This is a genomic window from Ligaoa zhengdingensis, from assembly GCF_014384885.1.
Classification (GTDB): Bacteria; Bacillota; Clostridia; order Oscillospirales; family Ruminococcaceae; genus Ligaoa; species Ligaoa zhengdingensis.
This window is the reverse complement of sequence record NZ_JACRST010000013.1, coordinates 56,556-77,954: the sequence shown is the minus strand read 5'-3', so window position 1 is coordinate 77,954 and position 21,399 is coordinate 56,556. Positions and strand designations below refer to the sequence as shown.

Below are 21,399 nucleotides of genomic sequence, written 5' to 3'. Positions count from 1 at the left end.
GCGGCAGTGGAGCGAGTGGACCGCGGATATCTGGACGACCTGATCGAATCGATCGAAGGAATGGAGCTGGAAGAAGAGAAGTACACGCCGAAGAGCTGGAGCGAGTTCGCAGAAGCGTTAAGGAAGGCGCAGGAAGTGAGCGCGGACGACGAAGCGACGGAAGAGGGGATCAAGGCGGCATACGATGAGCTGTCGATGTCGGTAGTGAACCTGAAGCTGAAGGCGGATAAGGCGGCGCTGGAAGCGGCGTACAACCTGGCAGTGAGGATGACAGAGTCAGAGGAGTACGACGCGGAAAGCCTGAAGTACGTGGAAGAGCTGCTGGCAGAAGCAAAGGCGATTCTGGAGGACGGGAACGCGGAGCAGACAGCAGTGGATCAGATGGGTAAAGACCTGACGACAGCGATGGCGAAGGTACGGTTGAGCGCGGCGCTGAAGAAGGTGGCAGTGAGCGAAGAGATGTTGGCGGCAAGCACGGAAGAGAGCGCGGAAGCGTACCGTGCGGCGCTGGCGGAAGCGGAAGAGCTGCTGAAGGCGAAGGAGCTGACGTGGGAGGAAGCGAAAGCGGCAGCGGAGAATGTGGAAGCGATGGCGCTCAGCCTGGAGCAGAAGCCTGAGCCGGCAGATCCTGTGGATCCTGTAGAGCCCGCGAAACCTTCGAGCTCGAAGGGCGGCAGCACGAGCCAGGTGAGCGACAGCGACTACTGGACGGAAGTGATCGAGAAGATCAACGGGACCGAAAAGGGCGGCAAAGTGAACGCGAAGCTGGATGAGGGAGCGAATGTTCCCGCGACAGTGATCGACGCCCTGAAGAACAAGGGAGTGACGGTGGTCTTCGAGATCGGCGGCAAGGATTACGCAGTGAACGGCGCAGGTGAGCTGAAGGGCTACAATGCGGCGGCAGTGTATTACACCTCCGACGAGATCAAGGCGATGGCCGGTGGCGCGCCTGCTGCGAGCGGCACGGTGAATGCCCCCGCAGCGAACAGCAACCCGGAGACGGGCGGCGAGGTGGCAGCGGCAGAGCCCGCGGCGCCTGAGGCGGTTGTTCCGGCAGCGCCCGTGGCGCCCGAAGTTCCCGCGGTGATCGAGCCTGCGGCCCCGGCTGAGGCGGAAGCGCCTGCGGCGCAGGTGGCCCCCGAAGCTGAGAGCGGCGTGCCGGTGTGGGCGATCGTCGTGATGGCGATTGCAGCCGCAGCGGTCATCGGCGGCGCGGCTTACGCCGTAATCAGAAGAAAATATCAAGATAGTTGAGACATGTAAAAAGGAGGGGCGAATGGCTTAGCCATTCGCCCCTCCTTTTTCTAGTTAGAATCCAATTTGCCGCAAAAAGCGCATGAGATTGTCGATGGTCAGCGCCAAATCTTCGCGGCTGCGCGTTTTTGCAACAGAAAAATCGACTGCCGCCCGGTTGATGCTGAACACCGCCGAGACCCCCTCGTCATAGACCGTTTCGATCCCGTCGCCGATGTCCCCCACCATCGCTACCACAGGGACGCCGCGCGGCTTACAGCGGCGGGCCACACCCACCACCACCTTGCCGCGCAGGCTCTGGGTGTCGAGTTTGCCCTCGCCGGTGATCACAAGGTCCGTGTCATCCAGCGACCGGTCAAAACCAACGGTGTCGAGCACCGTTTCAATCCCCATCTGAAGGCGCGCGTTTAGCAGTGCCGTAAGGCCGCCGCCCATGCCGCCCGCCGCCCCCGCACCGGGCACCTGGGCGATATCCCGGCCGAGTTCTTGTTGGACAGTTTGCGAGACCGCGCGGAGCTGTTCGTCAAGCAGACGGACGACCTCGGGACCTGCGCCTTTCTGCGGCGCAAAGACGTATGCAGCGCCAGTCTCCCCGAAAAGAGGATTATCGATGTCGCACATGGCGATCAATTCGATTTCCTCGAGCGCGGGCAGCAGCCCGGAGCGGTCGATGCGGCGGATGCGGGAGAGGCTTTCTCCGACGGGGAGGAACGCACAACCCTGTGCGTCGAGGAAGCGGATACCGAGGGCCGCCGCCGCGCCGGCGCCGAAATCGTTGGTCGCGCTGCCCCCCAGCCCCACGATGATCTTCCGGCAGCCCTGTGCCGCTGCGTGGGCGATCAACTGCCCCACTCCGTAGGTCGAGGCAGTTTCGACGTGCGGGTTCCCCTGGGTCAGCGGTAAACCCGCACAAGCCGCCATCTCGATGACAGCGGTTTGGCCGCCGTCCAGCAGCCCATAAAAACTTTCGATCTCCTCGAGATGCGGGCCGCTCACCCGCACTTTGACCTTCCGCCCGCCCGCAGCGGTGAGAAATGCATCCACACTGCCCTCGCCGCCGTCGGCCACCGGGATGGAGAGCACCGCAGCGTCGGGGTAATGGGCATGGATACCCGCCGCCAGGATGCGGCAGATCTCGGACGAGCTCATCGTCCCCTTAAAGGAATCGGGCGCCAGAATCACCTTTTTCATGCTGTTTCCTCCTCAACTGGAGGCTCCAACGGGGCCTGGGAACAGACAATGCGCGTGAACACAAAGCTGTAAAGCATCAATGCGGCCTGATAAAACAGCTCGATGCCCTGCTCAGAGGAGGTGGACAGCCGCCCGATCATCAGGCCAAACAATTCAGGGACAAAAAGCACCAAGGCGGTGGTCGTGAGAGCGTAGCCGGAAAATTCCATGAGTTGAGCTCCGCGGCGCGCATCTAACCGGGTGAGTATCCGCGCATGTGCCATAAAAAATAACACGCCGAATATCAGCAGGGCGATCTCCAGCAGGTCGTCCGAGACCGCAAGCGGCGAGGTGTGCGAAGTGAAACGGATGATCAGCGCCATACACTGATAGAGTACCGTGAGGGTGAGGGAAAGCGACTGCGGGTAGCTCTCCAACCGGCCGCGCAGTTGGTTGGCGGCCAACACCAGCAGCGTTGCGGCGGCGGCAAGCGCAACCAACAGGGTGGATACCGAGAGAAAGAGGTCCACGCGGTGCGGACGGTCGCCCGCAGCAAGGCGCGCGATCAGATGCTCCCCGTTTAGGAATTCTTTGCCGAGGATCGCCAGCCCGAGCAGCGCAGCAAAGGGCGCGGCCCGGCGCAGCGGGGGCAGCACGTTCTCGCGCGGCCTGGCGCTGTAAACGCAGAACAGCAGCAACGCCAGGCAAAGCAGATAAACAATATGAAAAGCGGGGGAGAGGAGGTTCCCGCTCCGATAAAATCCGGTTTGGGGGTCGATGAAATCGAGCTTCAGCACGATGCGCAGGCAGATCAGCACCGCGCTGCCGGGCAAAAACACCCAAAACGCCGCACCCGTCTGTCCGTGAGAAATTTGGTTGGCCATTTGATGAGCCTCCATGTAAAAAAGAAGTGCACTGCAAGGAGTCGCCCGGCGCGGCTGCCCGCCGCCGGGTTCCTTTTCAGTACACCTCTTATGATAACCGTATTATTCGATTTTTTCAAGAAAATTATCCGCGATCCTCCAAGGGGACATATTCTTTCAGGTGGGAGATCGCCTTATAAGCCGGGCGGATGATCCGTCCGCCGGTGAGCAGCTCCTCCACGCGGTGCGCGCACCAGCCGCCGATGCGGGAGGTTGCGAACAGGGGGGTGTACAGCTCGGGCGGGATACGCAGGATTTTGTAGACCATACCCGAATAGAGGTCGACGTTGGCGCAGATCATCTTTTTGTCGCCTTTGACGGCCGAGAAAGCCTGCGGGGCGAGGCGCTCCACGGCCTCCAGCAGTTTGAACTCCTCCGCATATTCCGAATTTTCCGCCATGCGCATGGCGTTCGCCTTCAGGATGCGCGCGCGCGGGTCGCTCTTGGTGTAGACCGCGTGGCCCATGCCGTAGATCTTGCCGGAGCGGTCGCCCGCCTCCTTGCGCAGCAGTTTTGACAAATATTCGGCGATCTCGTCGTCGTTATGCCAATCCTTGACATTTTCCTTGATATATCCCAGCATCTCCATCACCTTGGCGTTGGCGCCGCCGTGCAGAGGACCCTTAAGCGCGCCGATGCCGGCCGCGATGGCGGCATAGGTGTCGGTGCCCGACGAGGTGAGCACGCGGGTGGCGAAGGTGGAGTTGTTGCCGCCGCCGTGCTCGGCGTGCAGAATCATGCACATATCGAGCAACTTGGCCTCCTCTTCGGTGAAGACCTTATCCGAGCGCATGGTATAAAGGATGGTCTGGGCGATCGAATGCTCGGCGCGAGGCGGATGGAAGTACATGCTTTTGCGGTCGTAAAACCGGCGTTTGGCCTGGTAGGCGCTGACCATGATGGTCGGCATCCGCGCAATCAGCTCGATCGACTGCCGGATCACGTTTTCCAACGAGGTGTCGTCGGCGTTGTCGTCGTAGGAATAGAGCGCGAGCACCGAACGCGCCATCTTGTTCATGATGTTGGGCGACGGGGCCTTCAGAATCATATCCTCGGTGAAGGTGTCGGGCAGCTCGCGCGTCTGGGCCAGCAGCGTGCGGAACTCGATCAGCTGCGATTTGGTGGGCAGGTTGCCGAACAGCAGCAGATAGACCGCCTCTTCAAAACCGTACCGGTCCTCCCGTTTACAGCCGGAGACCAGATCCTCCACGTTGACACCGCGGTAGATGAGCTGGCCGTCCACCGGCGTCCTCTCACCTTCGTCCACGATGTAGCCGTGGACATTGCAGATGTTTGTCACACCCGCCATCACACCGGTGCCGTCGGCGTTGCGCAGGCCGCGTTTGACCTGGTAACGCTCGAATGCGGCGGGGTCGATGTGGTTATACTTGCCGTATTCTTCGCATAGGATGTGGATATCAGCGCGTTCCTCCTCGGGAGCGACGCCATATTTGGCCGAACTGAAAGTCATAATGGTTCCCCCGCCTCCTCCAAATTAATTTTGTGCGCAGAACGGGGGACACAGCACCCCATTGTGCCGCACAAGATGATATTGTTACTACTATACCGCACTTGCGCCGATCCGTCAAGCAAAAAATTGCCAATAATGAAAGATTTACAATTTTGCAATTCATATTATTGGCGGATTGACGAAAAAATTCCCAATATTGCGGCGGACAAGGGAATGATTATGAAAGTTTCTTAAGTTTGGTCTGCAAAAAAATCCGACTTCAGCAATAGGAAGGATGTTTTGGAATGAAGGCGCCTCTGATCTTAATGAGCATCTTTGCAGCTCTCATCCTCTGCCTGCCGTTGGCCGCGGTGGGGGCCACGCTGCCGCCGGTAGCCGCGCCGCAGTCCTCCCAGGCTGAGCCGCCACAGGCTGCGCAGGACCGCGGGGAGGCTGCTCCAACCAAGCAGACGGTCGCGCCGTCCGCTTCCAAGGCGGACACGCCTGTCGCCCCGGTAATCGAAACGGTGGACAGCTTCCGCATACTCAACCTGTCCACCGGCAAGGTGAAGGAGGTCAGCCGCATCGACTATGTGCGCGGCGCGGTGTGCGCCGAGATGCCGCCCAGCTTTCACACCCAGGCCCTGGCGGCCCAGGCTGTGGCCGCCAACACCTACGCGGTGCGGTGCCATTTGGAACAGCAGGAGAACCCGGACCCGGATCTGAAAGGCGCGGACTTCTCCGCAGACCCGGACAACTGGCGTGGCTACGTGACCGAGGCGCAGGCGAAGGAGCGCTTCGGCGACAAATTCGACGCATACTGGTCCAAAATCTGTGAGGCGGCCGACCTCGGCAGCGGCTACGTGATGGCCTACAATGACGAGCCGATCGTCGCGGCCTACCACGCGATCAGCACCGGGCAGACAGAATACGCGGGCAACGTCTGGCAGGGCGACGCGCCCTATCTGGTTCCGGTCGAGAGCTTCGGCGACACCCTCGCGCCCGAATACGAGACCTCGGTGCAGTTTTCCGAGCAGGAGGTCAAGACCCGGCTGCTCCAGGAGGACGCTTCGATCCAATTGGGGCAGGACCGCAACAACTGGCTGCGCATCCTCAGCCGGTCGGAATCGGGCTATGTGCTGAGCGCCATGGCGGGGGAGACGCCGCTCACCGGCAAGGATGTCCGGCGCATCTTTGACCTCCGCTCGTCCGACTTCGACCTGATATACAGTGGCGGGGCCTTCACCTTCACGGTGCGCGGGTACGGACATGGGGTGGGGCTGTCCCAGTATGGCGCGGACTATATGGCGCGCCAGGGCGCCTCGTTCGACGAGATTCTCACCCACTATTACAGCGGTTGCGAGCTGCGCATGGCGGGGCGCGAACAATAACAAGATAAAAGAATCCCTCCTACTGATTCAACGCGAATGAGCAGGGGGGATTCTTTTCGATGGGCGCCGCAGGCTGCCTTGGCTCACCCGGCCGGTCTGTCAGTATCGGTTGCCCGGTTTATACCGCCCGGGCCAAAAAACTTTGGTAAAACAGGATTTTATGGTATGATGAAAAAAGCGTGGTCCATTCAGCGTAAAATAAATTGACGGAGAGGATATTATGGGCACAAAGACGAATGGAAAAAAGACACAATTTGCATCGGATACATCGCAAAGAACCATCGGCGGCTGGGTGAAGGCGCTGCTGATTCTGCTGATCGGCCTGATGATTGCACACCTGGGCGTCAGCCTGTTCTTACTGGCGGAGTTGGGGACAGACACCTTCACCGTCTTTATACAGGGTCTGGCCAGGACGTTCGGCCTCTCCGTGGGAACCGTACATGTCATCATGTTGTGCTTATTGATGGCGGTCATGCTCATGACGACAAAGGGATATGTCAAGCCCGGCACAGTGGTCTGTGCCTTTTGCGGAGGCCCCATTCTTGACTTTTTCACCTGGATACTGGGGGGCCATATCAACGGGGACGCCGGGATGGCGGTGCGGATCATCAGCCTGGCAGCCGGCTGTATCATCCTGGCGGCGGGGATGTCGATTGTGATTAACAGCGATGCGGGGACAGGGCCGAACGACCTCGTGGCAATTATCCTATCGGATAAGATCCCTTCCGTTGAGTTCCGCTGGGTGCGGGTCGGCTGCGATGTGTTTTTTGTGGCGTTGGGGTTTGTGCTCGGCGGAACAGTGGGGGCAGGGACGATCGCTGCTGTTTTTCTAACCGGCCCGTTGGTGCAGTTCTGGCTGCCCAGAACCAAAAAGCCGATCGCCCGGTTGATGAAAGAGGCGTAAGGCTTTTCATAACGAAGGGGCTTCGGCGCGCTGTCGCCAACAAAAGAGGCGCGGGGGTCTGTACCCCGCGCCTCTTTATACCGATTCTATCACGCCAGATAGAGCTGAATGCCCATCTCTTTCAGCTTATTTTGCCATTCCTCCGAGAGCCCGCGGTCGGTGATCACCGCATTCACCTCGGTGAGGTCGCAAAAGTAGGCGGGCCGCACCGCGCCGAATTTGCTGGAATCGGCCACCAGAATTTTTTCCACCGAGGAGCGAATGATCGCCCGCTTGGTGGGGACCTCGTAGCTGTTGGCGCAGGTCACGCCCAGCTCGCTGTGCACGCCGGAGGCGGACAGGAACACCTTGCAGGCGCGCAGCCCGCGGATGTATTCGATGCCCTCTTCGCTCTCGAACATCTGTGTGTTGGGGTGATAACGCCCCCCTGCAAACAGCATACGCACCCCTGGATTGCGGCGCAGCTCCATGAGGATGTTGATGTTGTAGCACAACACGGTGATGTCCAGGTGAGTGGGCAGGTGCTGGACGATCCGCTCGGTGGTGGTGCCGGTATCCATGATGACGATGTCGTCCTTTTTCACCAGAGTGGCCGCCAGCCGGCCGATGTCGTCCTTCTGTTCGTTGCGCTTCTGCATCTCGCCGAGCAGGTTGTAACCCATGTCGTCCTTGGTCAGGGTGTGCGCCGGGTTGTACACGCTGGTGCCGTCCACATTTTCCGCCACGCGGTTTTGCTCCAGCAGGCGCAGGTCGCGGCGCACGGTCATTTCAGAGACTCCCAACATAGACGAGAGCTCATGAATCGAAACATAGCCGCGCACCTTTAGAATTTCGATCAACTTTCCAATGCGTTCGGTCTTTTTGTTCACCGTGAACCCACCTTTACAACAAATGTTATAATATGTCATAATTCTAACATGTTTATTTTAAATTGTAAAGATCCGTTTAAATAGTTGTGGAATTTCGTCGAATGAAAGAAAAGAAAAAAACATTTTCACACTTTTTAATGTTAATAAGTTAAAATAATAACAAAATATGGTTGACGCCCTCTCCAAAATATGTTAGCATGTAATCAATTTAAGGGCGCAACAAAAGCGGAAAACATCGGAAACTCGGAGGGAGGCCACTATGGAGAACAGCCAGATCATGGCGCACATCGACCACACGCTGCTAAAAGCGGTTTCCTCTTGGGAGGAGATACAAAAGCTGTGCGACGAGTCGCTTCAATATCACACCGCATCGGTGTGCGTGCCCCCGTCGTATATCGAACGCATCCGTCGGGCCTATGGCGGCCGTGTAAACATCTGTACAGTCGTCGGGTTCCCGCTGGGATACAGCACCACTGCGGTGAAGGAGGCGGAGATCAGGCAGGCCGTCGCCGATGGGGCCAATGAGGTGGACGTGGTGGTCAACCTGGGCGACGTCAAAAACGGCGATTTCAAAAAAGTTACCGAAGAGATTGCGGTTCTCAAGCGCGCGGCGGGGCGTCATATCCTCAAAGTGATCATCGAAACCTGTTACCTCACCGAGGAGGAAAAGATTGCGCTGTGCCGGTGCGTAACCGACGGCGGGGCCGATTATATCAAAACCTCCACCGGTTTCGGCACGGGGGGCGCAGAGATCGGGGACATCGAGCTGTTCCGCCGCCACATCGGACCTTCGGTAAAGATCAAAGCGGCCGGAGGGATCAAGACCAGGGCCGATCTGGAACTGTTCCTGAACGCCGGCTGCGACCGGATCGGCACCAGCTCGGCGGTTTCGATCCTCGCTGTTGAATAAAAAGGCGCGCTGTGTTATGGCGGCTGTGCCGCCCCTCGCACAACGCGGCTGCACTGGGGGAGATCGCCCCGCCACATTTTGCAGATCGCTTTTCTATCATAAAGATGCGGCGAGGTTGGTTTGCCGCAGGGGGATGTCCAAGGAGGGATTGCCATGGCGCGCGCCAAACGGGTATTTTTGATTGTACTGGACAGCATGGGCATCGGCGAGATGCCGGACGCTGCCCGTTGGGGCGATGAGGGAAGCCACACCGTCAAGGCTTGCTGGGACACCGGCGAGCTGCGGGTGCCCAACCTGCAAAAGCTGGGCCTGTTCAATATCGAAGGGATCGGCTGCGGCGAAGGGGTGGCGTCCCCCCTGGCGGCGTTCGGCCGGATGCAGGAGGCCTCGGCGGGCAAGGACACCACCATCGGCCACTGGGAGATCGCGGGCATCATCTCGCCGCGTCCCCTGCCGACCTATCCGGACGGATTCCCGCCGGGGGTGATCGCGGAGTTTGAGCGCCGTACCGGGCGCAAGACCCTGTGCAACAGACCCTATTCCGGAACCCAGGTGCTGCTCGATTACGGCCGAGAGCAGGTGGAGACCGGCGCGTTGATCGTCTACACCTCGGCGGACAGCGTCTTTCAGATCGCGGCGCACGAGGAGATCGTGCCGGTGGAGGAGTTGTATGAGCATTGCCGGACCGCGCGCGGTCTGCTCACCGGTGAGCACGGCGTGGGGCGGGTGATCGCGCGGCCGTTTGTGGGGACCTACCCCGACTACAGGCGAACCGCCAACCGGCACGACTTTTCACTGGAGCCGCCCGCGAACACCTTTCTCAACGACCTGCAGCGCGCTGGGCTGGCTACCATCGGCGTGGGTAAAATCTACGATATCTTCGCCGGGAACGGCATCTCCAGCGCCCAGCGCACAGTGGACAACGACGACGGGATGCAAAAGACACTGGCCCACGCGCGGGAGGAGTGGAACGGCCTGTGCTTTGTCAATCTGGTGGATTTCGATATGGTCTACGGTCACCGGAACAATGTGGCGGGCTACACCGAGGCGTTGAACCGCGTTGACGGACAGCTCGGCGAGCTGATGGCCCTGCTGCGGCAGGACGACGTGCTGATGATCACCGCCGACCACGGCTGCGACCCCGCCACGCCGAGTACCGACCATTCCCGCGAATACACCCCGCTTCTGATTTACGGCAGAGGCGTCCGCCCGGGGGTGGACCTGCACACCCAGCCCACCTTCGCGGACATTGGAAAGACCGCCGCGGACCTGCTGGGGGTGCGGGCAAACACCAGCGGGGAATCGCTGGCGCCGCTGATCTGCGGCTGAACCGGACAGGAGGGGACAAATATGGACGAAAAGGCATTGATCCGCGAGGCGTTCCGGGCGCGTGAGCGCTCCTATTCCCCCTATTCCAACTACCGGGTGGGGGCGGCGCTGCTGGCCAAGGGCGGTCGCGTCTACCACGGGTGCAATATCGAAAACGCCTCCTTTACCCCCACCAACTGCGCCGAACGCACCGCGTTTTTCAAGGCGGTTTCAGAGGGGGAGACCGAGTTCGAGGCGATCGCGGTGGTGGGCGCTGCGGCGGATACCCCGCTTGAGCAGTTTGGCTTCGCCTACCCGTGCGGGGTCTGCCGCCAGGTGATGCGCGAGTTCTGCGACCCGCACAGCTTCCGCGTCATCACCGCACGCAGCGAGGACGACTATCTGAGCTGTACGCTGGAGGCGCTGCTGCCTTACAGCTTTGGCCCGCCGGAGGGCGGCCGGTGGTGAACCATATTTTTTGCCCCGCATCCAATTTTCCACGGGCAAACCGCGGCCGGTGCACCGCCGCGCCAGCTTATTGGCCATGCTGTGCATCCCTGCGGCAGGGGCGCGCGTTGAATCGAGAATGAGAAGGAGGGGCCCCTGTTATGCGCATGTACGACATCATTATGGCAAAACGTCTCGGGCAGGTTCTCACCGATGAGCAGATCCGGTTTGCGGTGGAGGGCTTCACCCGGGGTTGCATCCCCGATTATCAGATGTCCGCCCTGCTCATGGCCATCTGTTTTCAGGGGATGAACGAACATGAGACCGCCTATCTCACCGATTGCATGGCCCGTTCGGGCGATATGATCGACCTGTCCCCCATCCCGGGCGTCAAGGTGGATAAGCACAGCACCGGCGGGGTGGGGGACAAGACCTCGCTGGTGATCGGTCCGATCGTGGCCTCCTGCGGGGTACCGGTGGCAAAAATGAGCGGGCGGGGCCTGGGCCACACCGGCGGTACGCTGGATAAGCTGGAGTCGATCCCCGGACTCTCGGTGGATATCGGCAAGGAGCGCTTTTTCGAGATCGTGCGGGATGTGGGGCTCTCGATCATCGGCCAGACGGGCGACGTCGCACCGGCTGATAAAAAGTTGTACGCGCTGCGCGACGTGACCGCCACGGTGGACAACATTTCGCTGATCGCCTCCTCGATCATGAGCAAAAAGCTGGCGGCGGGCAGCGACGCGATCCTGCTGGACGTAAAGACCGGCAGCGGCGCGTTTATGAAGACGCTGGATGATTCAGTAGCGTTGGCACAGGCGATGGTCTCGATCGGGGAGCAGATGGGCCGACGCACGGTGGCGCTCATCACCGATATGGACCTTCCGTTGGGTCATGCCATCGGCAACGCGCTGGAGGTGGTCGAGGCGGTGGACACCCTCAGAGGGCACGGCCCGGCCGATTTCACCGAGGTCTGCCTGCAACTCGCTTCCAACATGCTCCTCCTTGCCGGCAAAGGAGAGCTGCCCGCCTGCCGCGCGATGGCTGAGGATGCGGTCGCGAGCGGCCGCGCGTTCGCCAAGTTTAAGGCTATGGCGGCGGCGCAGGGCGGAGATACGTCGGTACTCGACGATACCGCGAAATTCCCCCGCGCCCCTATCGTGCATGAGGTAAAAGCCCCGCAGAGCGGCTACATCTCCCACATGGACGCCACCCGGTGCGGCATCGCATCGGTGGCGCTGGGGGCGGGCCGCGCCAGCAAGGAGGACGCGATCGACCACAGCGCGGGCATCCTCCTGCACCGCAAGACGGGCGACCGGGTGGAGCGGGGCGAGGTGCTCGCCGAGCTGTTCACTGCGCGAGAGGCCTCTGTGCAGGAGGCCGAGCAGATGCTGCTGGGCGCGATCACCTTTGCGCAGGAACGGCCTGCGCCCCACAATTTGGTCTATGCGCGCGTCACAGCGGCGGCTGTGGAGCGGTTTTAATCAGGAATAAAGCGATAGAAGGCCCCTCCGGCATTGCCGGAGGGGCCTTCTATCATGATGCGCAATTCAAAATCTGGTTCACCAGCGTGGGGTCCAGTCTATCCACCGGCACGACCGGGAGCGGCTCGCCGTCGGGTTCCCGCAGGGCCTTTTCCATCCAAATTACGTCGCGCCATGCCCCAAACTTGTAGCCCGCATGGGAGAACACCCCGACGGTGCGGAATCCGCGCGCGCGGTGGAAGTGTTCGCTGCGTTCATTGGGGTGGGTGATACAGGCGTAGGCGTTGTAGACCCCTTGCGCGCGCAGCAGCTCCAACAGCGCGCCGTACAATATGCCCGCAGCACCGCAGCCCTGCGCCTCGGGGCGCAGATAGATCGAGAGCTCGGCGTCCCAGCTGTAGGCTGCACGGGAACGGTATACGCCCGCATAGGCGTAGCCCAGCACAAGCCCGTCCCGTTCGGCGATCAGGTAGGGGTAACGCGCGCTGATCTCCCGGATGCGGCGGGCGAATTCCTCCGTGCTGGGCGGCTCATATTCAAAGGTGATCGAACTGCCGGTCACATAGGGGATGTAAATAGCGAGCAGCGCGTCGGCGTCCTCGGGGCGGGCCAGACGAATTCGGATGGATTCCATGGAAGAAACCTCCTTTTTTAAAAAATGCAGCGCTCTTTTCGGAAAAATTGGATTGGTTTGCGCGGCAGAGCAATAAAATGGGTTTTGCCTGTCCATAATATGCTTGTAACAGGATAGTTCTATTATACCGGCTTCCGCGCAAAAATCAACCGCCCGGCGCTGTTCGTTCCGGGCGAGGCGGTATCCAGTGAATTTGAAGAAAAGTGGGTGCGGCAATGGCAAACATCAGTCTCAAAAATATCTATAAAGTGTATCCCGGCGACGTGACCGCCGTGGAGAATTTCAACCTTGAGATCGCAGACAAGGAGTTCATCATCCTGGTCGGCCCGTCGGGCTGCGGCAAATCCACCACCCTGCGCATGATCGCAGGTTTGGAGGAGATCAGCAAAGGGGAACTGCGCATCGGGGACCGGCTGGTCAACGACGTGCCGCCGAAGGACCGCGACATCGCTATGGTGTTCCAGAACTACGCGCTCTATCCCCATATGACGGTATTCAAAAACATGGCGTTCGGCCTGGAGCTGCGCAAGGTGCCCAAGGAGGAGATCAAGCGCAAGGTGCAGGAGGCGGCGCGTATTCTGGATATCGAACACCTGCTGGGCCGCAAGCCGCGCGCGCTGTCTGGCGGCCAGCGCCAGCGCGTGGCGCTCGGGCGGGCGATGGTCCGCAATCCGGCGGTATTTCTGTTGGACGAGCCGCTTTCCAACCTGGACGCCAAGCTGCGCACCTCGATGCGCACTGAAATCACCAAGCTGCACAAGCGGCTGGGCACCACCTTTGTCTATGTCACCCACGACCAGACCGAGGCGATGACGATGGGCGACCGCATCGTGGTGATGAAGGACGGCCTGATCCAGCAGGTGGACACCCCGCAAAACCTGTACGAAAAGCCCTGCAACCTGTTTGTGGCGGGCTTCATCGGTTCGCCGCAGATGAACTTTATCGACTGTGTGCTGAACAAGAAGGGAGAGGAGTTTGTCGCGTCGTTTTCCGAGTACGACATCCCCATCCCGCAGGGCAAGGCGGAGCCGGAGGTGCTGGAACGGTATCTCGGCAAGCCGGTGGTGATCGGCGTCCGTCCGGAGAACATCCACGACGAACCGGCATTTTTGCAGAGCGCGGACAAGCGCAGCCTGGTGGACGCGCGGGTGGATCTGGCCGAGATGATGGGTTCGGAGATCTACCTCTACCTCGATTGCTCGGGCAAAAAGCTGATCGCTAAGGTGCCCTCGCGCTCCACCGCCAAAACAGACGACCGGCTTCAGGTGGCGCTGGACGTTCAGCGGATGCACCTGTTTGAGAAGGAATCGGAGACTGTAATCTTCAACTGAACCAGCGAAACGCCCAACAGCCCGGGAGTGTATTTGCACTCCCGGGCTGTTGGGCGTTTTGTGGAAATTTGTATGAGAAAGGGTTGAGCCTACGCTATTAGGTGTTCTTCATAATGATGCTTTCCACCACGTCGGCCGCGTGCTCGCAGGCGTCACAGCACCCCTCCAGGCGGTCGAAGGTCTCGCTCCAGGTGAGCATCTCCACCGGGGTGCTGCCGTCGGTATAAAGTTTGCGCATCGAGTCGACGTACAGCTTGTCGCCCACTTCCTCCAGGCGGTTGATCTCTACAATGCTGCCGTGAATGGTGGTGGACTTGCGGAAGTTGTGGAACTCCTCCATCGCGGTTTTGAGCGCGGAACAGCAGCTCACGACCACAGAGGTGAACTCCAGCGCCTCGGGGCGGATCTCGGTGATATTATACATAAAGATGCGCAGCAACACGTCCTCGATATTGTCGGTCACCTCGTCAATCTCCTGCGCGAGCCCGATGATGTCCTCGCGCTCGATCGGGGTGATGAACTCCCGCGCGAGCTGATGCATCATGTCGTGCTTGCACATGTCCGCGCTGTGCTCCAATTGGTGCAGCTCGTCCAGCTTGGCGCGCAGCTCGCTGGGCTGGAAGTGGCGCAGCGTCTCGTCCAGCAGCTGCGCTGAACGGCAGGAATAATCCACCATGGTGACAAACAGGTCGTAATAAGCGGTATCGCGTTGATTTCCCATCGTTTTTAAGTCCTTTCCAACCGTAGATTTAGAAGAGTATCATAAACAGCTTGGCCATCAAAAAGCCGATCAGCCCGCAGCCGGGGAAGGTGAGCACCCAGGTGTACACCATCTCCTTCACCACGCCCCAGTTGACCGACGACAGCCGCTTGGCCGCGCCCACGCCCATGATGGCGGTGGTCTTGGTGTGGGTGGTGCTCACCGGTACGCCGGTGAGGGAGGAGATCAGCAGACAGCCCGCGCCGGCCAGGTCGGCCGCGAATCCCTGGTAGCGTTCGAGCTTGACCATGTCCATGCCGACGGCCTTGATGATGCGGTAGCCGCCGACCGAGGTGCCAAGCCCCATCACCACCGAGCAGAGGATCATCAGCCAGACCGGGATGACAAAGTTGGTGACATCGGCCTGACCCTTGGCGAGGAACACCCCCAGCAGAAAGATGCCCATGAACTTCTGACCGTCCTGCGCGCCGTGCATGAACGCCATGGCGGCGCCGCCGCACACCTGCGCCTTTTGGAAGAAACCGGCCGTTTTTCGCCGGTCGATCCTGCGGCAGATCAGCTCGATCGCCTTGACGGTGATCCAGCCCATCGCAAACCCCAGCAGGGTGGAAAATACCAGGCCATACAGAACCTTGACCCACTCGCCGAAGTTGATGCCGCCCAGGCCGTTGTGCAGCGCGATGGCCGCGCCCGAGACGCCCGCGATCAGCGCGTGGCTCTCGCTGGTGGGGATGCCGAACACCCAGGCGGCCGTGGCCCACACCACAATCGCAAACAGGGCCGCGCACAGGGCGGTGAGCGCCTCGTGCGGGTCGTTGCCGAAGTCGGCCATATTGTAGATGGTCTGGGCCACAGTGGCGTTGACCATCGTCATAAACAATACGCCGAGAAAGTTGAATACGGCCGCCATCAGGATCGCCGCCCGCGGGCTCATCGAGCGCGTGGAGATGCAGGTGGCGATGGCGTTGGGCGCGTCGGTCCACCCGTTTACCAGGATGACGCCGAGGGTGAGCAGCACCGTGACCAAAAGCGCGGGATTGGAAACCAACTGGCTGAGAAATTCTGTTAACGAAATTGTCACAACGTTTCTCCTTTTGTGTCAATACCGAGAAAAATGGCGGTAAATAATCAATAAAATCATACCATTTTGTGGCGCTGCCCGCAAGCGTAAAAGATGATCTTAACAACTTTTTTATGGCGCTTTGCGTTGCAGTTTCCTCCCGTTCCGGTATAATGGGGATAGAACGCAACATGGGGAAAGGGGGAGGACTGCCATGCAACGGCCAAATTGGCTGCGGCGTCTGTCGCAGCTTTCAGCGCCCCGCTGGCTGCGGCCGGACGCGGTGAAGACGCTGGCGATCCTGCTGGCCACCACCCTGTCCTGCATCGTTCTGGCGGCGGTGATTTCCAGCTTCGACACCGTCTGCCTGATCGTCATTTATATCCTGGCAGTAGTATTGATATCTCGTTTTACAAACGGTTATTTCTGGGGAATCGCCGCTTCGGTGGCTGGCGTGGTGGCGGTGAACTTCTTTTTTACCTATCCCTACTCCGCGCTCGACTTTACCCGCGCAGGCTACCCCTTCACCTTTGCCAGTATGCTGCTGGTGTCGGTGATGACCAGCGCGATGACTGTACAGATCAAGCAGCAGGCGCGCCAGTCGGAGGAGCGGGAGCGCCACACCCGCGAGCTTTACAGCATCAGCAGCCGTTTTTTGGCGGCGCGCGGCGGACAGCAGATCGCACAGGCGGCGCTCGACTGCCTCGCGGGCCTGTCCCGTCCCGGTATCCTCTACGGTGGGAACCCCGCGCAGGAGGACTGCCCGGTATGGACGCGCGGCGCTTCCTCCGGACAGGAGCTGGTGCTGCGGTCCTCCGGCGAGCGCTTCGCCGCGGGCTGGGTATTCGCACACGGGCGGCCCGCCGGCGCGGGCACCGAGGAGTGCACCCGTTCGGCCGTCTTTTATCAGCCGGTGTGCGCTGCGGACGGGGTGCTGGCGGTGATCGGCCTGCTGTACGACGACGGCGGCAGACCGGATGCAGAACAGCTCGGCTTTCTTGACTCCCTCGCCTCGCAGATGGCGCTGGCACTGGAGCGCCAGCGGCTTTCGGAGGAGCAGAACGCCATCCTGATGGAGTCGGAGCGGGAGAAGATGCGCAGCAATCTGCTGCGCGCAATTTCACACGACCTGCGCACCCCGTTGACCAGTATCCTGGGGGCGAGCGATGCGATTTTGGAGAGCAGTGGGCAGATCGACCGCGAAACGCACGACAAATTGGTGGGGGATATCCGCGAGGATTCCCAGTGGCTGATCCGCATGGTGGAAAACCTGTTGTCGGTCACCCGCATCAGCGCGGGGGGAACCGCGACGGTGCGCAAGGCGCCGGAAGCCGCAGAGGAGATCGTGGCTGAGGCAGTCGGCCGCATCAAGGTGCGCTATCCCGGCCAGCCGCTGGATGTGCGGGTGCCCGATGAATTTTTGCTCGTACCGATGGACGCCACCCTGATTGAACAGGTGCTCATCAATCTGGTGGAAAACGCCATCCTGCACAGCGGTATCCCCATGGGGGCTGGAGCCCCGCCCATCAATGTACATATCACCCGCCGCGGGGGCGACGCGCTGTTTGAGGTGCGCGATTACGGCAAGGGGGTGCCTGCGGGGATGATCCCCCGGCTATTTGAGGGCTACGACCTACAGCAGGCGCGCAGCAGCGACTCGTCCCGTGGGATGGGCATCGGGCTTTCGATTTGTAGCTCGATCGTCCGGGCGCACGGCGGAGAGATCTCGGTGGAGAATCCGCCCGGCGGCGGGGCTACTTTCCGTTTTACATTACCAATTGATGAGGTGAAGACCATTGGCCAATAAAATTACCATCCTGATTGTGGAGGATGAACGGGCGATCAGCCATTTTATCTCCACGGTGCTCACTAGCAACGGCTACCGCACCATTCAGACCGAAACCGGGCGGGAAACCCTGTCGCTGATCTCTTCGCATTGCCCCGATGTGGTGCTGCTCGACCTGGGCCTGCCGGACATCGACGGGCTGGAGGTGCTGCGCTCGGTGCGCCAGTGGTCGTCGGTGCCGATCATCGTGGTGTCGGCGCGCGGCTATGAGCGCGAAAAGGTGGAGGCGCTCGACCTGGGGGCGGACGACTACATCACCAAGCCGTTCGGCACCTCCGAGCTGCTCGCGCGCATCCGCACCGCGCTGCGGCACAACCAAAAGGTCGCGGGCAGCGATGCGCCCAACGCCTGTTTTACCAACGGCGGCTTTACCATAGACTTTGAAAAGCGGATCGTCACGGTGGACGGGGAACCGGTGCACCTGACCCAGATCGAGTACAAAATTGTGGCCCTGCTCAGCAGGCACGCGGGGCGGGTGCTCACCTATGACAGCATCATCGAGCAGATTTGGGGTCCCTATGCGGCCGATGACAACCAGATTTTGCGGGTGAACATGGCCAACATCCGCCGCAAGATCGAACAGAATCCCGCCGAGCCCCGGTATATCCTCACCGAGGTGGGGGTCGGCTACCGCATGACAGATCAGTAGAAGCAAAGCGAGGGCCGCGGCAAACCGCCGCGGCCCTCGCTGTTTCACGCATCAAAAGTTGGAACCGTTCCAACCCCAGTGGGCGACTTCCTCGTATTTCACGTAGATGTGATCGGCTGCGATGCCGAGCTCCTCGTCGAGGATCTCCGTAATCCGGGCGGTGAGCTTATCGTAGACCGCACCCGGCGCCTTGCCGTAGATTTTGACCTCGACGAAAGCGGCCGGGGCGTTATCCTCCCCGCGGAACCAGATGCGGCATTGGTCCTCAAAGGTGAGCATCAGCCAGTTCTCCGATTTGCCGGGGATCAGTGCGATCGCTTCTCCCAACTTGGCTTTGATCGATCGTTCCGTTTCCTGTGACAGTTTGACGTTGACCTTGGTTTGAATACAGGGCATGGCGACGGCCTCCTTCTGTTCGATTTGCCGGGCGGCTGTGCGCCCGTCCTGCCCCTTAGTCTAATGCCAAGCCGCAGAGTTGTCAACAGATGGGGAAGCCGGTTGTTTAAAAGTCGGGCACCTTGCAGACGTCGGAGAGGATGACAAACATATTGGAGAACCGGTCATACACATACTGGTCCGCCGAATCGTTGACCGAGAGGATCGGGCCGCCATCAGGGCAGAGGGGGATGCAGAGCATCGCTCGGGTTCCCTGCCCTTCGGAGGTTCCCAGAGCGACGCTTCCGCCCAGCTCGCGGGCAATCTCCTTGCACAGGGGGAGCCCCACTCCGTCCCCGCAGATGCTGGCGGTGCGCGGGTCGTAGCTGTAAAACGGCTCAAAGGCGTGTTCAAGCGCCTCAGGCTGGATGCCGAACCCGTTGTCCACCACCGAAATTGCAGCGAATTTCTGGTTGATGCTGAGATTCACCAGGATGCGGCCGGATTCTGCGGAAAACTTTGCCGCGTTGGAAATCAGGTTGAGCACCGCAGTGGACAGCTTGTTGGGGTCAAAGGTCGCATTCACCGGCTCGCCCGGCACCGAATATTGAAATTGCAGCCCGCTTCGTTCGATCATCACCGAGATGACGCGGCAGAGCTGTTCCAAAAACAGGCAGAGGTTTTGCCGCTGCGGCTGGTAGACCGACAGGCCGTTGACGTAGCGCTGCCATTCGGTGAGGTTGGTGGCGCTGCGCAGCAGCCGGTAACACTGCGTTGAAATTTTGTTGACATAGTTGTGAATATCAGGATCGCCAATTTCGTTGTTGCTGTGGGAAATGTTCATCAACGCGGAGAAGATGGTGGAGAGCGGGTTGCGCGCCTGATGGGTGAGGGTATCGATCTCGCGCTGTATCTGCCCGGGCGGACAGGAAAGCGCAAAGCTGTGGCAGGGGAAAAATTGCAGCACGTACCCCTGTTCGGACAGTAGAGAGACCAGGCAGTCATACTGCCCATCCAGAATCCCACCGACGGCAAGCCGGAAGTCGGCGCTCTGAAGAAATTGGTCGAATACTGTCGAAATACACGGCAAAAAAATAAGGTCCATCCCAATGGTTGTGTCAAACGGCAAGCTGTTGGCCGCCTCATTGTGCCATACGATTTTGCGGTCGCGGTCCGCCAAAATAACAGGATAATCGGCAGCCTGATAATCCCTGCTGAATCGCTCCCACCAGCATTTGCCCTTTTCCATGGCAAAATCACCTTTCCAAATAACCTTTTATTTTAAGAAATGCGGCTCTTATTTCGCGCAAAATTCAGATATATTTCATAGAGAACAAGCCCTCTTATCTGATAGTATATACAAAAATAGCGACGAAGTCTACATTATTTATTAAAAGATGGGAAATATTTGCTGGATTTTAAACATTTACACGAAAAAATGAAATTGTAGTTAATAATATCACAAAGTGCTTGTCATTTTTATAGGTTTGTTATAAAATAGGTATAGATTAAAATTTAGGAGGTAAGCCCCATGATAAAGGTAGGCATCAATGGTTTTGGCCGTATTGGCCGGTTGGTTTTTCGCGCGGGTCTGGATAACCCCGAGATCGAGTTCGTTGGCATCAACGATCCGTTCATGACCCCCGACTACTGCGCTTATATGCTGCGCTATGACACCATCCACGGCCAGTACAAGGGCGACATCAAGTTCACCGACGATGCGATCATCGTCAACGGCAAAGAGGTCAAGTTCTATGCGGAGAAGGATCCCGTCAACATCCCCTGGGCTGCTTGCGGCGCTGAGTATGTTGTGGAGTCCACCGGCGTGTTCACCACCATGGAGAAAGCTGAGGCCCATCTGAAGGCTGGCGCGAAGAAGGTTGTCATCTCCGCTCCCTCCAAGGATGCCCCGATGTTTGTTATGGGCGTGAACCAGGACAAGTACACCAAAGATATGGACATCGTTTCCAACGCGTCCTGCACCACCAACTGCCTGGCGCCTCTGGCGAAGGTGATCAACGACAAGTTCGGCATTGTCGACGGCCTGATGACCACCGTTCACTCCACCACCGGCACCCAGAAGACCGTCGATGGTCCTTCCAAGAAGGACTGGAGAGGCGGCCGTGCTGCTGCGGGCAACATCATTCCCTCCAGCACTGGCGCTGCGAAAGCGGTCGGCAAGGTCATCCCCGAGCTCAACGGCAAGCTCACCGGTATGTCTTTCCGCGTTCCCACCCTGGATGTTTCTGTTGTTGACCTGACCGTCAACCTGGCGAAATCGGCCACCTACGACGAGATCTGCGCCGCTGTCAAAGAGGCTTCTGAGGGCGAGCTCAAGGGCATCCTGGGCTACACCGAGGATTCTGTGGTTTCCAGCGACTTCATCCACGACGAGCACACCTCCATCTTCGATGCGAAGGCTGGTATCGCTCTGACCGATAAGTTCGTCAAACTCGTTTCCTGGTACGACAACGAGTGGGGCTACAGCAACAAGGTCCTGATGCTCATCCAGCACATGGATTCTGTGAAATAAGTAAAACTGAGCTTTTGGGATGCGGGCGCTGGCCCTATTCCCAACAAAGCCGGTTCCTTGGTCGAAGCGCTGTTGGCGCATCGATAGGGAAAATAACCGTACAAAAGGCACCCCTTTCTCGGTAAGAGAAGGGGGCGCCT

At 59.5% G+C, this 21,399-nt stretch carries 20 protein-coding genes; 11 read left to right on the top strand and 9 right to left on the bottom strand.

Translation table 11 applies throughout. The features are described 5' to 3' along the window. The coding region (locus tag H8711_RS09235) for a hypothetical protein (protein ID WP_249283182.1) at positions 1-1,254 on the top strand (1,254 nt) is incomplete at its 5' end. A 54-nt stretch (positions 1,255-1,308) separates the two neighbouring features. Here H8711_RS09235 and H8711_RS09230 read toward each other — a convergent pair. The 3 genes from H8711_RS09230 to H8711_RS09220 form a co-directional block, all read right to left on the bottom strand. Next, the gene (locus tag H8711_RS09230; protein ID WP_249283181.1) at positions 1,309-2,445 is read right to left on the bottom strand and encodes a glycerate kinase family protein; all 1,137 of its coding nucleotides are present in this window, start codon (positions 2,443-2,445) and stop codon (positions 1,309-1,311) included. Next, on the bottom strand, positions 2,442-3,308 hold the full coding sequence (locus H8711_RS09225) for a hypothetical protein (protein WP_249283180.1): 867 nt from the start codon (positions 3,306-3,308) through the stop codon (positions 2,442-2,444). The genes H8711_RS09230 and H8711_RS09225 overlap by 4 nt, the downstream gene beginning before the upstream one ends. 124 nt (positions 3,309-3,432) lie before the next feature. Continuing rightward, positions 3,433-4,818 carry a citrate synthase gene (locus tag H8711_RS09220; protein WP_249283179.1) on the bottom strand — a complete coding sequence of 462 codons (1,386 nt, stop codon included), beginning with the start codon at positions 4,816-4,818 and terminating at the stop codon, positions 3,433-3,435. A 284-nt stretch (positions 4,819-5,102) separates the two neighbouring features. Here H8711_RS09220 and spoIID point away from each other — a divergent pair, with 284 nt between their 5' ends. Continuing rightward, positions 5,103-6,188, top strand: coding sequence for a stage II sporulation protein D (gene spoIID / locus H8711_RS09215; protein ID WP_249283178.1), 1,086 nt, complete (start codon positions 5,103-5,105; stop codon positions 6,186-6,188). Between the two features lie 220 nt (positions 6,189-6,408). Next, positions 6,409-7,092: a YczE/YyaS/YitT family protein gene (locus H8711_RS09210; protein WP_249283177.1), complete on the top strand. Its 684-nt coding sequence runs from the start codon at positions 6,409-6,411 to the stop codon at positions 7,090-7,092. An 89-nt stretch (positions 7,093-7,181) separates the two neighbouring features. Here the strand turns inward: H8711_RS09210 and H8711_RS09205 are convergent, their stop codons facing one another. Further along, positions 7,182-7,961 (bottom strand): DeoR family transcriptional regulator, encoded by a 780-nt coding sequence (locus tag H8711_RS09205; RefSeq protein ID WP_249283176.1) that lies wholly within the window; start codon positions 7,959-7,961, stop codon positions 7,182-7,184. A gap of 259 nt (positions 7,962-8,220) precedes the next feature. Here H8711_RS09205 and deoC point away from each other — a divergent pair, with 259 nt between their 5' ends. The 4 genes from deoC to H8711_RS09185 all read left to right on the top strand — a co-directional run bounded on the left by deoC (position 8,221) and on the right by H8711_RS09185 (position 12,110). Then, positions 8,221-8,871 (top strand): deoxyribose-phosphate aldolase, encoded by a 651-nt coding sequence (gene deoC, locus H8711_RS09200; protein WP_249283175.1) that lies wholly within the window; start codon positions 8,221-8,223, stop codon positions 8,869-8,871. A 153-nt stretch (positions 8,872-9,024) separates the two neighbouring features. Next, a complete protein-coding gene (locus H8711_RS09195) occupies positions 9,025-10,200 on the top strand; it encodes a phosphopentomutase (RefSeq protein ID WP_249283174.1) in 1,176 nt (391 codons plus the stop codon). 21 nt (positions 10,201-10,221) lie between these two features. Then, on the top strand, positions 10,222-10,647 hold the full coding sequence (locus H8711_RS09190) for a cytidine deaminase (protein WP_249283173.1): 426 nt from the start codon (positions 10,222-10,224) through the stop codon (positions 10,645-10,647). A gap of 140 nt (positions 10,648-10,787) precedes the next feature. Continuing rightward, positions 10,788-12,110 carry a pyrimidine-nucleoside phosphorylase gene (locus H8711_RS09185; RefSeq protein WP_249283172.1) on the top strand — a complete coding sequence of 441 codons (1,323 nt, stop codon included), beginning with the start codon at positions 10,788-10,790 and terminating at the stop codon, positions 12,108-12,110. A 52-nt stretch (positions 12,111-12,162) separates the two neighbouring features. Here H8711_RS09185 and H8711_RS09180 read toward each other — a convergent pair whose 3' ends face one another. Then, a complete protein-coding gene (locus H8711_RS09180; RefSeq protein WP_249283171.1) occupies positions 12,163-12,744 on the bottom strand; it encodes a GNAT family N-acetyltransferase in 582 nt (193 codons plus the stop codon). A gap of 215 nt (positions 12,745-12,959) precedes the next feature. On the opposite strand from H8711_RS09180, the gene H8711_RS09175 reads away from it, so the two are divergent. Beyond that, on the top strand, positions 12,960-14,075 hold the full coding sequence (locus H8711_RS09175) for an ABC transporter ATP-binding protein (RefSeq protein WP_249283170.1): 1,116 nt from the start codon (positions 12,960-12,962) through the stop codon (positions 14,073-14,075). A 97-nt stretch (positions 14,076-14,172) separates the two neighbouring features. Here the strand turns inward: H8711_RS09175 and H8711_RS09170 are convergent, their stop codons facing one another. Together H8711_RS09170 and H8711_RS09165 are read right to left on the bottom strand one after the other, a co-directional pair. After that, positions 14,173-14,796: a DUF47 domain-containing protein gene (locus H8711_RS09170; protein ID WP_249283169.1), complete on the bottom strand. Its 624-nt coding sequence runs from the start codon at positions 14,794-14,796 to the stop codon at positions 14,173-14,175. A 28-nt stretch (positions 14,797-14,824) separates the two neighbouring features. Continuing rightward, complete coding sequence (locus H8711_RS09165) at positions 14,825-15,877, bottom strand: inorganic phosphate transporter (protein WP_249283168.1); 1,053 nt, start codon at positions 15,875-15,877, stop codon at positions 14,825-14,827. Between the two features lie 193 nt (positions 15,878-16,070). Between H8711_RS09165 and H8711_RS09160 the strand changes: the two genes are divergently transcribed. Together H8711_RS09160 and H8711_RS09155 are read left to right on the top strand one after the other, a co-directional pair. Then, positions 16,071-17,663: an ATP-binding protein gene (locus H8711_RS09160; RefSeq protein ID WP_249283167.1), complete on the top strand. Its 1,593-nt coding sequence runs from the start codon at positions 16,071-16,073 to the stop codon at positions 17,661-17,663. Next, positions 17,653-18,351, top strand: coding sequence for a response regulator (locus tag H8711_RS09155; protein ID WP_249283166.1), 699 nt, complete (start codon positions 17,653-17,655; stop codon positions 18,349-18,351). Before H8711_RS09160 ends, H8711_RS09155 begins: the two co-directional genes overlap by 11 nt. A gap of 51 nt (positions 18,352-18,402) precedes the next feature. Here the strand turns inward: H8711_RS09155 and H8711_RS09150 are convergent, their stop codons facing one another. Together H8711_RS09150 and H8711_RS09145 are read right to left on the bottom strand one after the other, a co-directional pair. Further along, a complete protein-coding gene (locus H8711_RS09150; RefSeq protein ID WP_249283165.1) occupies positions 18,403-18,747 on the bottom strand; it encodes a phenylpyruvate tautomerase MIF-related protein in 345 nt (114 codons plus the stop codon). 106 nt (positions 18,748-18,853) lie between these two features. Next, positions 18,854-19,975, bottom strand: coding sequence for a sensor histidine kinase (locus tag H8711_RS09145; RefSeq protein ID WP_249283164.1), 1,122 nt, complete (start codon positions 19,973-19,975; stop codon positions 18,854-18,856). A 282-nt stretch (positions 19,976-20,257) separates the two neighbouring features. Here H8711_RS09145 and gap point away from each other — a divergent pair, with 282 nt between their 5' ends. Continuing rightward, the gene (gene gap, locus H8711_RS09140) at positions 20,258-21,259 is read left to right on the top strand and encodes a type I glyceraldehyde-3-phosphate dehydrogenase (protein ID WP_249283163.1); all 1,002 of its coding nucleotides are present in this window, start codon (positions 20,258-20,260) and stop codon (positions 21,257-21,259) included. Positions 21,260-21,399: the final 140 nt, after the last annotated feature.

Excerpts from the sequence above, each read along its gene's own strand:
- H8711_RS09230 (WP_249283181.1), bottom strand. The coding sequence starts at position 2,445 with ATGAAAAAGGTGATTCTGGCGCCCGATTCCTTTAAGGGGACGATGAGC.
- H8711_RS09225 (WP_249283180.1), bottom strand. The coding sequence starts at position 3,308 with ATGGCCAACCAAATTTCTCACGGACAGACGGGTGCGGCGTTTTGGGTG.
- H8711_RS09220 (WP_249283179.1), bottom strand. The coding sequence starts at position 4,818 with ATGACTTTCAGTTCGGCCAAATATGGCGTCGCTCCCGAGGAGGAACGC.
- spoIID (WP_249283178.1), top strand. The coding sequence starts at position 5,103 with ATGAAGGCGCCTCTGATCTTAATGAGCATCTTTGCAGCTCTCATCCTC.
- H8711_RS09210 (WP_249283177.1), top strand. The coding sequence starts at position 6,409 with ATGGGCACAAAGACGAATGGAAAAAAGACACAATTTGCATCGGATACA.
- deoC (WP_249283175.1), top strand. The coding sequence starts at position 8,221 with ATGGAGAACAGCCAGATCATGGCGCACATCGACCACACGCTGCTAAAA.
- H8711_RS09195 (WP_249283174.1), top strand. The coding sequence starts at position 9,025 with ATGGCGCGCGCCAAACGGGTATTTTTGATTGTACTGGACAGCATGGGC.
- H8711_RS09190 (WP_249283173.1), top strand. The coding sequence starts at position 10,222 with ATGGACGAAAAGGCATTGATCCGCGAGGCGTTCCGGGCGCGTGAGCGC.
- H8711_RS09185 (WP_249283172.1), top strand. The coding sequence starts at position 10,788 with ATGCGCATGTACGACATCATTATGGCAAAACGTCTCGGGCAGGTTCTC.
- H8711_RS09180 (WP_249283171.1), bottom strand. The coding sequence starts at position 12,744 with ATGGAATCCATCCGAATTCGTCTGGCCCGCCCCGAGGACGCCGACGCG.
- H8711_RS09175 (WP_249283170.1), top strand. The coding sequence starts at position 12,960 with ATGGCAAACATCAGTCTCAAAAATATCTATAAAGTGTATCCCGGCGAC.
- H8711_RS09170 (WP_249283169.1), bottom strand. The coding sequence starts at position 14,796 with ATGGGAAATCAACGCGATACCGCTTATTACGACCTGTTTGTCACCATG.
- H8711_RS09160 (WP_249283167.1), top strand. The coding sequence starts at position 16,071 with ATGCAACGGCCAAATTGGCTGCGGCGTCTGTCGCAGCTTTCAGCGCCC.
- H8711_RS09150 (WP_249283165.1), bottom strand. The coding sequence starts at position 18,747 with ATGCCCTGTATTCAAACCAAGGTCAACGTCAAACTGTCACAGGAAACG.
- H8711_RS09145 (WP_249283164.1), bottom strand. The coding sequence starts at position 19,975 with ATGGAAAAGGGCAAATGCTGGTGGGAGCGATTCAGCAGGGATTATCAG.
- gap (WP_249283163.1), top strand. The coding sequence starts at position 20,258 with ATGATAAAGGTAGGCATCAATGGTTTTGGCCGTATTGGCCGGTTGGTT.